This is a genomic window from Chitinophaga sp. (assembly GCF_036569125.1).
In the GTDB taxonomy this organism is placed as follows: domain Bacteria; phylum Bacteroidota; class Bacteroidia; order Chitinophagales; family Chitinophagaceae; genus Chitinophaga.
Map to the genome: position 1 here is coordinate 1 of NZ_DATCRF010000283.1, position 14,450 is coordinate 14,450.

Genomic DNA, 14,450 nt, shown 5'->3' on the forward strand with positions numbered 1-14,450 from the left:
AACATATGCTCTACGGATTCATTCAGCAGGAAAACAGCCTTGAACCCATCCCCTTTGCTTCCCTGCGGGATGTATCGGCAAAGGCCATATGCGAATCAAATGTTTATGGTTTTTATAGTATCATACTCCCGGCAGGCGAACATGTGCTGCAGGTTTCCTTTACAGGATCATCATCAAAAACCGTAACCATAGATCTCACTAAAAATACCCAGCTGAATTTTTTCCTTTCTCCGGCCCTGTTGCCTGAAACCCAGGTAGCAGCGGGCAACATGCTGAAAAGGGATGCCAGTATTAAGCTGGACAGGTACCAGTCCGGCTTATATAGTAATATGCTGGGCGAAACCGATCCTGTACGTGCCCTGTATTTATTACCCGGCAATATGGAAAGCCAGGAATCAGGTGGTAAGCTATTGGTAAGGGGCGGCGACCCGGGTCAAAGCCTTTTTTTCCTGGATGGCAACCAGGTGTTTAATCCGGCTCATTTACTGGGCGAGGTTTCCATCTTAGGCAATACCAGTATAAGATCTGTGCAGCAATATAAAAATGATTTTCCGGCCCGGCTTAGCGGAGCCACATCATCTGTAACCGAAATAAACTCAAAGGATGGTAATATGAACCGCTGGAGCGGGGAAGCAGAAGCCGGGCTAAACGCGGTTTCCGCTACCATAGAAGGCCCGCTGAAGAAAAACCGTACTGCAATGATGGCCTCTGTAAGACAAAGCGTGGGAGATGCTTTTAACCAGGACATGTTTGCCTACGACGCCTTATTTGGAGATACGCATGTTAAGCTCACCCATCTGCTTAACAGGAATAATAAATTACAGCTAAGCGCTTATGTGGGCAATGACCGGCTTCAATTAACACAGGATAGCCAGGAATACCTGCAAAAGTGGAGCAATGCGCTGTTTACGGCAAACTGGAACCACGTGTTGAACAGCCGCTCTTTTGTAAATACTACCTTTAATGTAAGCGGTCATAATAATTACATTGCTTTGATGTATAAGCTGCCGGAGACAAACGATATTGGCGTGCCGGTAAGCACGAACCGTGTTTTCAATAATTATTCATCCGGCATCCGCTACGAGGCAAAAACGCAATTTGAGCTGGCCGTTTCCCCTGATGTGCAATCCCGCTTCGGGGCAAAGTTTGAGTATAATATCCTGCATGCTTACAACACGCTTATTACAGAAGATTTTAAAGAGCAAACAAATGATTATCCCGTTGCACGCTCACCCCATTTTTCAAACCTGACAGCCTATTATGAAAATGATATCAACATAGGCGCCAACCTGCTGATAAGGCCTGGTGTTCAGTTTAACAGCTATAAATATGATACGTATAGCTACCAGGTTTTTCAGCCAAGATTTTTCACCAGCTACCGGATAAATGACGATCAGCAGGTCAACGTTTCCTATGCGCATACCGGGCAAATGCTGCACCTTGTTACCAGCCCTTACACCGGTATTAACCGGGAAGTGTGGCTGCCGGCCAGCTCCCGGTTAATGCCCGAAGAAAGCCGTATGATAAACCTTGGGTACCAGTTTAAGAACCGGCGCCTGGTGAATATTACGGCGGATGTTTATTACAGGAAGATGAATAATGTAACCGGCTTTGCTGAAAATGTAAACATCCTTTTCAATGGCGATTCCGTAGAAAATAAGATCATTGCGGGCAAAGGGTGGAGCTATGGCGCTGAATTAATGTGCGAAAAGAGGTTTGAAAAATTTAAAGTACTCGCCTCCTACACACTTTCCTGGAGCTGGCGGCAGTTTGACAGCGCCTATAACGGCCAACGGCAACCCTACCGGTACGACCGGCGTAACCATATCAATGTTTTAGTGGAATATCATCCTATTAAAAAGCTGGACCTAAGCCTGCTCTGGCATTTTAATACCGGCGGGTGGATCACGCTTCCTGCTGCCGTATCCCTGGATCCGGAAAAGAATATGATCAATCCCGGGCAGAATGCAAAGCCTCCGTTCAAAGGCCCCGCTAGCAACCGGGTAAATTTGAATGCCGCCTGGTACTTTGATACCAAAAAGGTGCGGCATACTTTGATTGCCGTCATCAGCGCTATTAATCAATCTGCTATGAAATATAGTACGGAGATCATAACGGAAGACAATAAGACCTATGATCTGAATATGTACCCCAATGAGCTGTTTAAATTCAGCGCTTATTTAACCTATAAATTATCTTTCTAAATTTTTTTTCCGGGCCGATAGGAGTTCTTCAACATTTGCTGTCTTACATACAAATTGATTCACTAAAAAGAGTTTACAAACTAAAAATCGAATTTGACCATGAAAAGAGTAATGATCGCATTGATGGCGTGCACCTTTCTGTTTGCCTGTAAAAAGGATGATGCTACACCTGATCCCTATAATAACAGTGATGAATCCTATCAGTCAACCAATGAAATAATATCCGACGGCGCAGTAATGTACACCAACAATGATATAATACGTGATCAGGCGCTGATAGCGGATTATATTACCCGTATGGGCTTCTCGCCGGAGACGCCGGGCCCCAATGATCTCTCCTCTTACTCACTCACATTTACCGGCGGTAACAACGTATTGCGGGGAACCAGAAAAGCAGAGATCATCAGCAAGAACGATTCGTTAATGGTGATTGCTGAATTGGAGAGCACTACTGATAACCCAGGCCCAAAAGCAGTTTCAGATTCTTTACTGGATCTGTTGCCACAGTACAGTCCTCTGCGGGAATGCCCCACTTATTATACCAATCCATGCAGCTACCGGAAAAAATTTCCTATCCTTATCTCCAGGGGTAATTATGCTATTCCTTATTTGGTTGCCATCTGTTCAACTACTACCTGGAGGCCCATATTTGGTGTGATGATGCCACTCACGAACAAGGGATATATCGCAGGGCCTTCCATGATCTTAAACGACAGCCTTTTAATTGATAAAATAAAGAATAACACAACGCTGACCTATCATGATGATGTGCTGCAAAGAGATATTACTACGCAAAGATATGATACCGTTGTGGTGCGGATCATGCACCGTCCTCTGAAAAAGCAATAGTGAAGCAGTAGTGATGGAGTTAAAAAAGGCTGTCATGCTTAAGCGTGACAGCCTTTTTAGATAGCTTAATTCAATAGTTCCCGCTACTTCACCCGTACATACCGCTCAATGATCTCACGGTCAACACCTGCACCTTCTACTTTCTCCATTCCCCGCTGTATCAACGTATCGTTACTGATGGTAACAGTAAAATCAAATGTTTTGCCTTCCCAGTTCCGGTCTCCGTAATAATCCAGGTGCTCCGTGTAGGCATTACCGGTAAGCGTATAGCTGCCCCCGCCAGCATCAAAATGGTTTGACGAATCTTTCGGGCTGTTAAGGTCATGCTTTAAAAAAGCAAAATGGGAATCATTGATGATCTTGATCATGCCGGATCCCTTTGTGTAATCAGTAACAGTGCTGTCGCCCTTTGTAATAGTGGTGCCGGATATCAGCCGCCAGGTACCGGTAATGGGCACTGTAGTGTTAGTGGTGGCGGTGTTAGTGTTAGTAGTGGTGGATGTGCATGACAGCAGCAGGGCGAAAGGTAATATAACAGGTAAAAGTGTATGTTTCATCTGATAAATATAAAAAATTAACGGTTTCATACCACTGGCCATTAATCGGCCAGCGGTTTTACCATAATATCCTTAAAATAAACAGTGCTGCCGGGATCATGGCCCTGTAGTGCAAAAGTACCGGATCCTATTTTACGGCCACTGTGGCTGGCATCCGGCTGGTAACCTTCCGGCTCTGTATAATCCACTACCGTTTTGTCATTTATTTTAATGATCACTCTTTTTCCTTTTACAATAATATGCTCTGTATACCATTCATTATCCTTTGCATATTTTTCCCTTACATCTACCACATCATATAAGCTACCGGTGCGCTTCCAGTCCGTGTGCGAATTATTCACCTGCACTTCAAAACCTTTTTCCGGCCAGCCTTTTTCCTGGTAAGCGGTATGAAAGTAAATGCCGGAGTTAGAGCCGGGCAGCGTCATTACCTGCGCTTTAAATTCAAAGTTCTTAAACTCATGCTGGTGTACCTCTCCAACATAAAATAAATGCGCTACCGGCCCATTTACTTTAATAGCGCCATTCTCTATTTTAAAAGTAGAATCGTGATCGCCTACTTTCCAGCCGTTAAACGTTTTTCCGTCGAACAGGGAAACCCAGCCTGTACCGCCTGCATTTTTCTGGGCGGTACAAAAATTAAAGAGCAGCGCAAGGCTGCAAAAGAGGAACATTTTTCTGTGTTGCATGGCTATTGATGATTTAGTGGAACGTATCCAATGTAATAAAAAAGTCCGGGTAAATTACCCGGACCTCTTAACTTATTTAAAAGCGCGTTTACAATTTTAATGTTCCTTCTATTGAGTCATCCAGCGTTTTTCCCATCATGGCGCCGGCAACCTGTTTCGCAAATGCTACAACTTGCCCATGTTTGGTATCCCAGTAATAGCCTTCTTCAGGCACTACTCTGATCACTGATATGCGCGGATCGTCCTGCCCTTCTGTGAACCAGGTTTTAAAAACGGGCTCCCACAGCTCCGCTATTTTTGCTTTGTCCTGGCTGATGGTGGCATGGCCGTAAAAGCTCAGAAAATCCGAATGAGTGCTGCCCTGGAATAACAGCTGTACAGCCGGGTCTTCTGCTATATCCATGTTCTTTTCGCTATCGGTAGCGCTCAGGAACCAGCAGGTACCATCATCATCTATGTGTTGAACGGCCATGGGGCGTACCGCAAATTGCTTACCGGTGGTAATATGGGTGCAGAAAAAACAGGTCTTAGCTTTTTCACCCAGCTCTTTCAGCTTTTGGGCGGCTTCCATGCCCTGCAGGTTTTCCCGGTTCTTTTCGGGCTGCTGTTGGTTAATGCTATCCATGGTTTTCTTTTTAAACCTGTACAAGTAAAACCATGCCAAACCGCCCCCCTCTTATATTATAGGGAGTTCAGCAATAGAGCATTTAGCTGGCTTTCTTTAACCGCGCTAATACTTTCTCTGTTTCCGCTTTATAGATGGTGATCAGGTGTGTACGGATAGAATCCGGTGTAGGGCTTTGTTTGCCGTTAGTGAGCAAGGTAATATTGGAAGAAGGCAATGCCGGCATATGGCAATCTATACAATTCTTTGCAAGGGTATTTGCAGGCAGCTCCGCCAGCTTGCAAAAATTATGGTTAGCCGTGTTATGGCAATGCATACAACGTTGGGAGAACAGCTCCATATTATTGCTTTCACTGTTATGCGGGTTATGGCAGGAGGAACAGTTCATGTCATTGCTTTTCATAAAACATTTGCTGGCAGTGAACAGCTGGTATTGCGTGCCATGTACATCCATTTGCGCCGTACGCTTTGGCGCCGTAAACTCAGGAAAGAAATAATCGGACAATGCATCGCCTGGTTTAAAGTCGAACATAGACTTTTGCGGTGCGCCTAAACCGGAATGACAAAGCGCGCACATATCCAGCTTTTGCTGATTTTTTAGCTCAGCTATCCGCGTCATGTACATAGCTTTCTTTTCCTGCGGATGATCGTTGTGAAACTGTACATGCTCCGCGGCAGGGCCATGACAGCGCTCACAGTCAATACCATAAACAACCTGGTTCTTTTCAAACGATTCTACAATATGTACACCCTGCATGTCTGTGCTTTTGCCTACCATAGCGCTATGGCAGCCAAAACAGGTGCTGGGTATCATGCGGTCAAACTTGGGATGATCTGCCGGAAAACCCGGGCTGTTAGCCCAGCTATGCGCCGGCACAAAATAAGAAAGGGGCAGCTGAAAATATTTCCCTGCCTGCCAGTACAAATAGGTTTGCGCTTTCCGGCCGGAACCTACCACAATATCAAAGCGATGGCTCTCCTGCGGCACACCATTATTGTAGGCTGCCTGGAACAAGCCGCTGTCGCGGGCTTCCATCACTACCTTTGCAGCGTTGCTGTAAGTAAAAATATGATCCGGTGCAGTGAACGATCCTTTTATGGTAGAAGTATTGGCCGGCCTGGAAGTATGGTAATGCGCCGTGCCCATGTACGCATCAAAAATATCTTTATGGCAGCCGGCACAGGCAGCGGCGCCTGCATACTGCGGTCCCCTGAAGGCAGCCTCATTTTTTTCCGACTTATTGATACATTGTGAAAGAATAGTGATACAGGCAATAATACAGCAGGATACGTACAACAGGCGTTTATTCATAACGGTAGATGATACCCGAAATATACAAATCCTTCATAATTATTCCTTCGCCAGCTGAATAATATCCACTCCATTCACCACATCTTTATTAAAATCATTAATGGTAACATGGATCATGGCCAGGCCCAGCTCTGTTAAGGTGCAGAAACCATTGGGAAATAAGCTGCGGCCAATAGGGAATACCCAGCCAATGTATTTGTAAAGAGGATGGGCATTATGCAATCCTTTAATGGCCTTAATAAATCCCGGCCTGAAAGCATATGCCCTGTGGAAAGGCAGCCTCCGCAAGGCATTTTCTGTTTTGCCTTTTACGCGCGCCCACATGCTGCGGCCTATTTCCGTACTATCCGTACCTGCGCCGGATACATAACAGAAAACCATTCCCGTGTTCAGGCGGCTAAGGGTTTCTGCTACGTGCATAGTAAGCGTGTAGGTGACTTTATAATAGGCCGGCTCCTTCATGCCTACAGACGATACGCCCAGGCAAAAGTAACAGGCGTTATAACCGCGCAGATGTTTTTCTATGGGCGACAGATCATAGAAATCTGTATGAATGATCTCCGTAAGCTTAGGGTGGGTAATGCCCAGGCTTTTGCGGTTAATAATTAAGACCGCTTCTACCAGCGGGTTTTGCAAACACTCGTGTAATACGCCTTCTCCTACCATGCCGGTGCTGCCTGTAATAATGGCTCTGATCCCTTTGTTGTTCATTGGTAAAATATTTTTTCTGATGTTTCCAATTCCGCTGACCGGTGGCTGCGGTGGATTTCCGGCAGCCGGGCTACGGCCAAAAGTAGCCAAATTTACCTTGCTGCCAAACCGGCTGGCTTTTTTTAACGTTTTTCACTACTTTCATAGCGAGAAAGCGTAATTAGCAAAAACAGATAATTATCCACCCTACCTATGTATGAGTACCTGACGTTCCGGAAATTTGCTACCCAGGATGAGGCCTGTGCAGTACAGGAGCTATTAGTTGAGAATGATATTCCCTGCGTGCTGGAAGCAGACCCGGTGCTACTGCCCTCTACTTTCATAGGTCAGAACTTCGATCTTCCCTACCGTTTAAAAATACCTTCCAATTGTTTCCGTGCTGCGGATGCCCTGCTGTGGCAGCCTGTGAGCGTGCACACACATGAAGCGGAAAGCGATTATTACTTACTGTCTTTCACTGATGAGGAGCTGATGGAGGTGATAGAAAAACGGGATGAGTGGGGAACTTATGATTACGCGCTGGCCCTGCAGCTGCTGCAGGCAAGGGGGCTGGCCTTAACCACCAGCGACCTGGAACGCATTAACCAGGAAAGGTTCACCACACTGGCTACCCCGGATAATGGCAGCACTATATGGACGGTGATCGGCTATCTTTCCGCCCTGCTTGGGGGAATGCTGGGGCTTTTCATTGGCATTTTCCTTTTCACCGCTAAAAAAACTTTGCCGGACGGCTCACGCATGTATGCTTACAGCCAGGATACCCGGCAACATGGGAAATACATTATGCTCCTGGGATTTATTTCCATCCCTTCCTGGATCTGTTATGCCGTGTATTTTAACGGCAGTTTGCCAGGGCTGGGCACTATTTTCAGGTTGATGTCGAGTGTACATTTTTAGTGTACCCGGTTACATTTCCCCTCACTTTTACGGACCTTTGCCTTTATCACCAGGATTTTGAACCAATGAAAAAACAATGGCGTTCGCTGAGCGATTCTGAAAACTACAAACAGGGCAAATTTGAGAACCTATCTCCCACGCCCATGCTGGCGGAAAATGCTTCTTACGGGCAAATTATCCGTGACCAGTTTAAGCGGCCGGCTACTATACAACCCTCACATGTTCTACCATCTGTAAAAACAAACCTGGCAGCACTGCATTCGGAAACACCGGTGGTGGTATGGTTCGGGCATTCCTCTTACCTTATTCACTGCAAAGGCGTTAATATACTGGTTGATCCTGTTTTCAGCGGGCGTGTTTCGCCCATAGCCGGTATGATGAAAGCCTATCCCGGTACAGATGTGTATAAACCGGAGGATATGCCTGCCATTGACCTGATGATCATTACCCACAACCATTATGATCACCTGAACCGCAAAACGCTGACACAGCTGAAACCCAAAACCACCGTCTTTTACACACCATTGGGTGTGGGCCGGGATATTGCAGATTGCTTCGGTAATGATGATACGCGTATTACGGAAATGGACTGGTGGGAAACAGAAAGCCCTATGCCCGGCATTACGCTTACAGCTGCACCGGCCCGGCACTTTTCCGGCAGGGGGCTGCGGCGCGGTACTTCATTATGGAGCTCCTTTGTACTGCAATTGTATGGTTATACCATTTACATAGGCGGAGATTCCGGCTATGACACTCACTTTAAAACCATTGGTGAAAAATACGGCCCCATGGACCTGGCCATCCTGGAGTGCGGACAATACGATGAGGCCTGGCCTTATATACACATGATGCCCGATGAAACGCTGCAGGCTGCTACAGACCTGCAGGCAAAGCTGCTGCTGCCGGTGCACTGGGGAAAATTTACATTAGCAAATCATCCCTGGAATGAGCCCATTACGCGGCTTACACAGCTGGCAAAACAAAAAGGCTTCCCGGTAGCAACTCCGCTGATCGGTGAGCCGGTGAATATGCTGCAACAGAACAGCTGGCAAAACTGGTGGACGGAAAGCCAGGCGCAGAATGCAAGACCATAAACCGGCGAAGGAGGTTCATAGAGACCATTTAAAAGACTTAAATGTAAAAGTGGAATACAGCTTTTAAAGATTCGCTGCATTCCACTTTTATATTTTACATTTAAAATTTTACATTTTACATTCTCACCAAACATACGTAGCCACCGCCCCACTATCCAGCGAGCTGGTAACTATCTTATTATTGAACGCTATATTAAATGTTTGCGCCTCGCTGCCATCGTTAATAACGATCAGCACCTTTTTGCCATCCTTTGTTTTAAAGGCTACATTGTTTAACTGCCCGGGAACATTCGTGCTGATGCGCACTGCGCCGGGCCGCACGAATTTGGATGCATGTGCAATAATGTAGTAGGCTACATTCCTTTCTACCAGGTCATTTGGGCCGATGGTCACTGCGCCCATACACTCTGTGCAGCCGCCCTTTGTATGCGGGTTGTAAGCCGGATCAGCCGCCAGGTTCCATTCTATTACATTCCGGCTCCAGTTACGGGTAGCACCTATGATCAGGGTGCTAACATGCCATCTCAGGTTCTTATCAAAGGTGCCGGGCTTGCCCACCCATTGCTCTGTAAAGTATAAGTGCTTCTGCGGGTATGCATCATGCACCTTGCTTAATGCCGTAATAGGACCGGCATACAGGTGAAATGCGCTGCCGTCAATATACTGCCGTGCTGTGGGATTATCCAGCACCGTAATGGGGTACTCCGGTTTATCGGCATTATGATCATAGATGATGATCTTTGTTTTAATGCCGGCAGCTTTAAAGGCCGGGCCTAAATGGTTGGCAATAAAGTCGGCCTGTTCTGCAGGCTGCATTACCATGCTGGGCACATTACCGCCATGCAAAGGCTCGTTCTGCGGGGTAATGGCATCAATGGTAATACCGGCGGCCTTCATAGCCTTTATATACTTCACAAAGTATTGCGCATATACACCGTAGTACTCCGGTTTTAAGCTGCCGCCTTTAAAGCTGTTATTGCTTTTCATCCAGGTGGGAGCAGTCCAGGGAGAGCCTAATATTTTAATGGATGGGTTGAGCGCCAGTATTTTTTTGAGCACGGGTATCACATCCTTTTCATCTTCCTTTATGCTGAAATGCGCCAGGCTGGTATCTGTTTGCCCGGCAGGCATTTCGTCGTAAGTGAAAGTAGTATCGCTGAGGTCTGATGCGCCAATGGTTACACGTAAATAGCTTACGCCAATGTTATTGCCGCTGGTCAGGAACAGCTCTTTCAGTAAAGCATCCTGCCTGGCGGGCGAAAGCGAGTGAATTAAGGTAGCGCTGCCACCGGTAAGCGCATATCCAAAACCATCTATTTCCTGGAAGCTTTGCGCTGCATTTACCGTAATGGTGGGATGATTGTTCTTCGCGGTTTTAAATACCAGGCCGGCGGGCTGTTTGGTAAAGGTTACCGAGCGGTCTGATTTTGTAAGCCAGTACGATACGCTGCCGTTCTGTGCATATACTGTTGTTGTAAAAAGGGCGCCTAACAATAATAATACTTTCATCTTTTCCATCGTTATTTGTCAATCATTTTATAAACCCGTACATAATCTACTTCCATGGCGGTGGGAAAAGCATTGTCGTCAATGCCCTTTTGACCGCCCCAGTCGCCGCCTACGGCTACATTCAGCAACAGGTGAAAACGTTTATCGAAGGGCCATACCTTGTAACCGGTACCTTCATTCTTAAATTCAAATACCAGCTGGTCATCAATAAATCCCTGCATGTATTGCGGGGTCCAGTCTACCCGGTACAAATGAAATGCCGTAGTAGCATTCTCAATAATCTTAGTAGCTGTTTTTTGAGTATTGATCTTGAAATAATATGCTTCTGTATGCGCGGTAATATGAATGTTGTTGAGATCATACCCTACATGCTCCATGATATCTATTTCGCCCGACTTAGGCCAGTTGCCATAAACCCAGTCTGTTGGCAGCATCCAGATGGCGGGCCAGGTGCCTCTGCCGGCGGGCAGCCTGGCTTTAATCTCAAAACGGCCGTACAGGAAATCGCCTTTATTTTTGGTAACGATACGTGCAGAGGTGTAGTGCTTCCCTTCCATACTTTCTTTGCGGGCAGTAATGGAAAGTACGCCATTGGCTACGGACGCATTTTTAATGCTGTTGGTGTAATACTGCAGCTCATTGTTGCCCCAGCCCCTGCCGCCAATATCATAGCCCCATTTGGTGGAATCCGGTAAACCGCTGTAGTTAAATTCATCGGCCCATACCGGTTTTTTCTCAAACTGCCAGTGTTTGGTCTTGGGTGATTGTGCTTGCGCGATTAATGGCAGAACGCATAACAAAACAAATAATAAATGGTTTCCTCGTGCCTTCATAACGGTATTTGTTTTTATGAAAGCGGCGGGGGAATGTAAACATTCCTGCCCGCCGGCTCTCATTTCATCAAATATATTTCTTTTTTTCTGTTCCTTTTTGCTTCCCCAAAAAGGAACCAAAAAGGGGCCCGCAACCGGTTACCGCCCGGTTGCGGTGTGGTTCCCTGATTAAGCTTTTTTGCTACTGTGGCGCCGGGCTGTTGAACCTCTCTTGCGCCACTTTATTCCTTGCTTTATGTTACTGTGATGCCGGGATTTTTAGCCCGGATACCCAGACAACTGTTGTTATTTTGTGCCGCCCCATTCCTTGCTCTGCTCGATCTTGGTGTTGTCCAGCTCTAACAGCGGAATAGGTAATATTTCGTTCTTGCCGGCTACAAATCCGCGGGTAGCCAGTACCGTAGCGGCTCTGCCGGTACGCACCAGGTCAAACCAGCGCTTGCCTTCGCCTGCCAGCTCTAAACGGCGCTCATTGAAAATGTTATCAAAAGTAGCTTGTATAGCAGGTAAGCCTACACGGGCGCGTACGGCATTCAGCAGCGCATAGGAGCGGGTGCCGGCCAGGCCGCTTTCGCCATTGCGCACGCGGGCCTCTGCTTCCATCAGGTAGGTATCTGCCAAACGGATCTCGTACATATTAATGCCGAAGTTCAGCTCAGAAGGGCCACCGCCGGTGCTTTTGTTAGATACACGGCCGGCAAATTTCTCCAGGAAATAACCGGTGTTGTTGTAGCCTTTTTCATAAGAGGCAATACCGTTCTTTTCAAGGCTGTCAAGATTAGCAACGGTATAGAGATAACGGGGATCGTTATGAATGGCGTTGAACAGGTTGGTTGTAATAGGCAGGAAGCTCCAGCCGGATACATAATCAGGCGCACCTGTTTTTAATGCCTTATAAGCGCGGGGGCCTACCATAATGCCCAGCACATTACCTTCTGAACAGGATACGCAATCCCAGTTACCGGCAGAAGTAGAGGTGAAAGACATTTCAAAAATGGATTCTGAGTTGAACTTTGTTTTCCACAGATCACCAAAATTAGCCAGCAGCTTATAACCGTAGGTAGCGCTTACATCGCCGGGAGTGGCGCCATTCACTTCCTGGAATTCTGCAATAGCCTCTGTCCACTTCTGCTCCCACAGGTATACCTTACCCAGCAGGGCATGTGCGGTGCCTTTGGTTACGCGGCCGCCTTCTGAAGCTGCATTAATGGTATTGGGCAGGTTTGTTTCTGCAATAGCTTCTTTCAGGTCTTTTTCTATCTGCGCATATACTTCCTGCGGTGTTACCTGGGGTATATTATACCAGTCGTTCTTTTCAATAGGTTCCAGCGTAAGCGGTATGTTCTTGAAAAAGCGTACCAGGTCAAAGTAAAAATAGGCGCGCAGCAATTTTGCTTCTGCAGTAAAACGCGCTTTGGTATTTTCATCCATAGCGGTTACACCGGGCAGCTTTTGCAGCAGCTTGTTGGCACGGAAAACACCCTGGTAGCTGTTAGCCCAGATATCGTCCTGCGGGCCGGTGGCCGGCGTTAAGGTGTAGTTGGAAATAACCTGCAGCTGGCTTACGTCGTTAGGGCCGCCGCCGCCAGCCAGGTGATCGTCTGATGCAGCATCTGCCACACCTACCTTGGTTACATAACCATTGCTGGTCCAGGGTACTTTATCATAAATGGCTATTAAGCCGGTATAGGCTTCTGCCGCTGTTTTGTAATAATTCTCTTCCAGTATGGTGCCCCTGGGCTGTACATCCAGGAAACCACGGCTACAGGCTGCTGCCATGGAAAGGCCGGCGGCCACTAATGCGATATATGTGATATTACGTTGCTTCATCTTTCAATAGTTTTAAAAAGTAACATTTAAACCGGCCATGTAAGAACGGGCCTGCGGATAAATACCGCGGTCCACACTCAGTACGCCATTACTACGGTCATTACCGCCAATTTCAGGATCATAGCCGCTGTAACCGGTAATGGTGAACAGGTTCTCAGCCATTATATATACACGTACTTTTGAAATGAGCGCTTTCTTGGTAAGCGTGCCCGGTAAGGTATAGCCCAGCTGTATGTTGCGCATACGGAAGTAGCTGCCGCTTTCCAGGTAAAAATCGGAAGGGTTGGTAAAGTTCTTGTTCGGATCATCCACATTCAAACGCGGAAAATCGGAGGAAGTACCTTCACCATGCCAGCGGCCCAGGGCCGTGGTTTGCCAGTTGGCATTGGGAATATCCAGCCTGCGCAGCGCCTGGAAGATCTTGTTACCGGCAGAGCCCTGACCGAATATGGTAAGATCAAATCCTTTGTATGCAGCATTGATGGAGAAACCGTATGCCCAGCTGGGGATAGGGTTGCCAATAAATGTGCGGTCTGCATCGCTGATCACACCATCATTATTCAGATCTGCCCAGCGGAAGTCGCCCGGTTGTGCACCCGGCTGGATCCTTTTACCATCTTTTGTATACGCATCGATCTCTGCCTGGTTCTGGAAAACGCCCAGGGTCTTGAAACCATAGAATGCATTATACTGCTGGCCTACTGCAATACGTGTTAAGGGATAGCTGCTGGCTACAAAAGGCACCTGGTCGTCTGTAATATATTTTACACCGGTACCCAGGTTGGTTACTTTATTTTTCAGGTAAGATACGTTGGCGTTCACACCCAGGTTCAGATCGCCCAGCTGTTTGCGGTAACCTACTTCCAGCTCCAGGCCGGTGTTATCCATATCTGCTACGTTAGCGGCAGGGTTGGTGTTGGAGCCTATGTAAGCCGGGATGCGCGGGTTACGCAAAATGCCGGTGGTTACTTTTTTGTACCAGTCAAAATTCACAAAGAAGTCGCGGAAAAGGGTAGCTTCAAAACCAACGTTGGTCTGGCTGGTTTGTTCCCATTTCAGATCCGGGTTAGCCGGTGCATTGGGGCTGTAACCTATCAGGTAGCTGCCGCTGTTGCCGATGGTATAGTTACGGCCACTACCCAGTGTAGAGGCGTAGGCAAAGTCGTTAATGTTATCATTACCTACAATACCGTAACCACCGCGGATCTTTAAGAAATCCACTACATTATTCTTAGGCCAGAAGTCTTCACGGGAGCTTACCCAGCCCAGTGAGAAGGAGGGGAAGTTACCGTACTTGTTATTTACACCAAAGCGGGATGAACCATCGCGGCGTATAACAC

13 protein-coding genes are annotated in these 14,450 nt (G+C 47.1%); 4 read left to right on the forward strand and 9 right to left on the reverse strand.

The genetic code is table 11. The features are described from left to right. A partial coding sequence (locus VIM87_RS10410; RefSeq protein ID WP_331996934.1) for a TonB-dependent receptor occupies nucleotides 1–2,204 on the forward strand: 2,204 nt, incomplete at its 5' end. 99 nt (nucleotides 2,205–2,303) lie between these two features. Continuing rightward, entirely contained in the window at nucleotides 2,304–3,053 is a 750-nt protein-coding gene (locus VIM87_RS10415; protein ID WP_331996935.1) for a hypothetical protein, read from the forward strand. 83 nt (nucleotides 3,054–3,136) lie between these two features. On the opposite strand, the gene VIM87_RS10420 is transcribed toward VIM87_RS10415, so the two are convergent. The 5 genes from VIM87_RS10420 to VIM87_RS10440 form a co-directional block, all read right to left on the reverse strand. After that, nucleotides 3,137–3,610: a hypothetical protein gene (locus VIM87_RS10420; protein WP_331996936.1), complete on the reverse strand. Its 474-nt coding sequence runs from the start codon at nucleotides 3,608–3,610 to the stop codon at nucleotides 3,137–3,139. A 41-nt stretch (nucleotides 3,611–3,651) separates the two neighbouring features. Then, complete coding sequence (locus VIM87_RS10425; RefSeq protein WP_331996937.1) at nucleotides 3,652–4,299, reverse strand: DUF1080 domain-containing protein; 648 nt, start codon at nucleotides 4,297–4,299, stop codon at nucleotides 3,652–3,654. Between the two features lie 88 nt (nucleotides 4,300–4,387). Beyond that, nucleotides 4,388–4,924: a pyridoxamine 5'-phosphate oxidase family protein gene (locus VIM87_RS10430; protein WP_331996938.1), complete on the reverse strand. Its 537-nt coding sequence runs from the start codon at nucleotides 4,922–4,924 to the stop codon at nucleotides 4,388–4,390. Between the two features lie 82 nt (nucleotides 4,925–5,006). Continuing rightward, nucleotides 5,007–6,236 carry a multiheme c-type cytochrome gene (locus VIM87_RS10435; protein WP_331996939.1) on the reverse strand — a complete coding sequence of 410 codons (1,230 nt, stop codon included), beginning with the start codon at nucleotides 6,234–6,236 and terminating at the stop codon, nucleotides 5,007–5,009. A gap of 39 nt (nucleotides 6,237–6,275) precedes the next feature. Next, entirely contained in the window at nucleotides 6,276–6,947 is a 672-nt protein-coding gene (locus VIM87_RS10440) for an NAD-dependent epimerase/dehydratase family protein (protein ID WP_331996940.1), read from the reverse strand. A 192-nt stretch (nucleotides 6,948–7,139) separates the two neighbouring features. On the opposite strand from VIM87_RS10440, the gene VIM87_RS10445 reads away from it, so the two are divergent. Together VIM87_RS10445 and VIM87_RS10450 are read left to right on the forward strand one after the other, a co-directional pair. Beyond that, nucleotides 7,140–7,844 carry a hypothetical protein gene (locus VIM87_RS10445; protein WP_331996941.1) on the forward strand — a complete coding sequence of 235 codons (705 nt, stop codon included), beginning with the start codon at nucleotides 7,140–7,142 and terminating at the stop codon, nucleotides 7,842–7,844. Between the two features lie 65 nt (nucleotides 7,845–7,909). Beyond that, nucleotides 7,910–8,938 carry an MBL fold metallo-hydrolase gene (locus tag VIM87_RS10450; RefSeq protein WP_331996942.1) on the forward strand — a complete coding sequence of 343 codons (1,029 nt, stop codon included), beginning with the start codon at nucleotides 7,910–7,912 and terminating at the stop codon, nucleotides 8,936–8,938. Nucleotides 8,939–9,061: 123 nt separating this feature from the next. Here VIM87_RS10450 and VIM87_RS10455 read toward each other — a convergent pair whose 3' ends face one another. From VIM87_RS10455 to VIM87_RS10470, 4 genes are all read right to left on the reverse strand, one after another. Further along, on the reverse strand, nucleotides 9,062–10,447 hold the full coding sequence (locus VIM87_RS10455) for a glycoside hydrolase family 30 protein (protein WP_331996943.1): 1,386 nt from the start codon (nucleotides 10,445–10,447) through the stop codon (nucleotides 9,062–9,064). A gap of 11 nt (nucleotides 10,448–10,458) precedes the next feature. Next, nucleotides 10,459–11,280, reverse strand: a complete 822-nt coding sequence (locus VIM87_RS10460) for a glycoside hydrolase family 16 protein (protein ID WP_331996944.1) — start codon at nucleotides 11,278–11,280, stop codon at nucleotides 10,459–10,461. A 285-nt stretch (nucleotides 11,281–11,565) separates the two neighbouring features. Beyond that, the gene (locus tag VIM87_RS10465) at nucleotides 11,566–13,110 is read right to left on the reverse strand and encodes a RagB/SusD family nutrient uptake outer membrane protein (RefSeq protein ID WP_331996945.1); all 1,545 of its coding nucleotides are present in this window, start codon (nucleotides 13,108–13,110) and stop codon (nucleotides 11,566–11,568) included. 12 nt (nucleotides 13,111–13,122) lie between these two features. Further along, on the reverse strand, nucleotides 13,123–14,450 hold a 1,328-nt coding region (locus VIM87_RS10470; RefSeq protein ID WP_331996946.1), incomplete at its 5' end, for a SusC/RagA family TonB-linked outer membrane protein.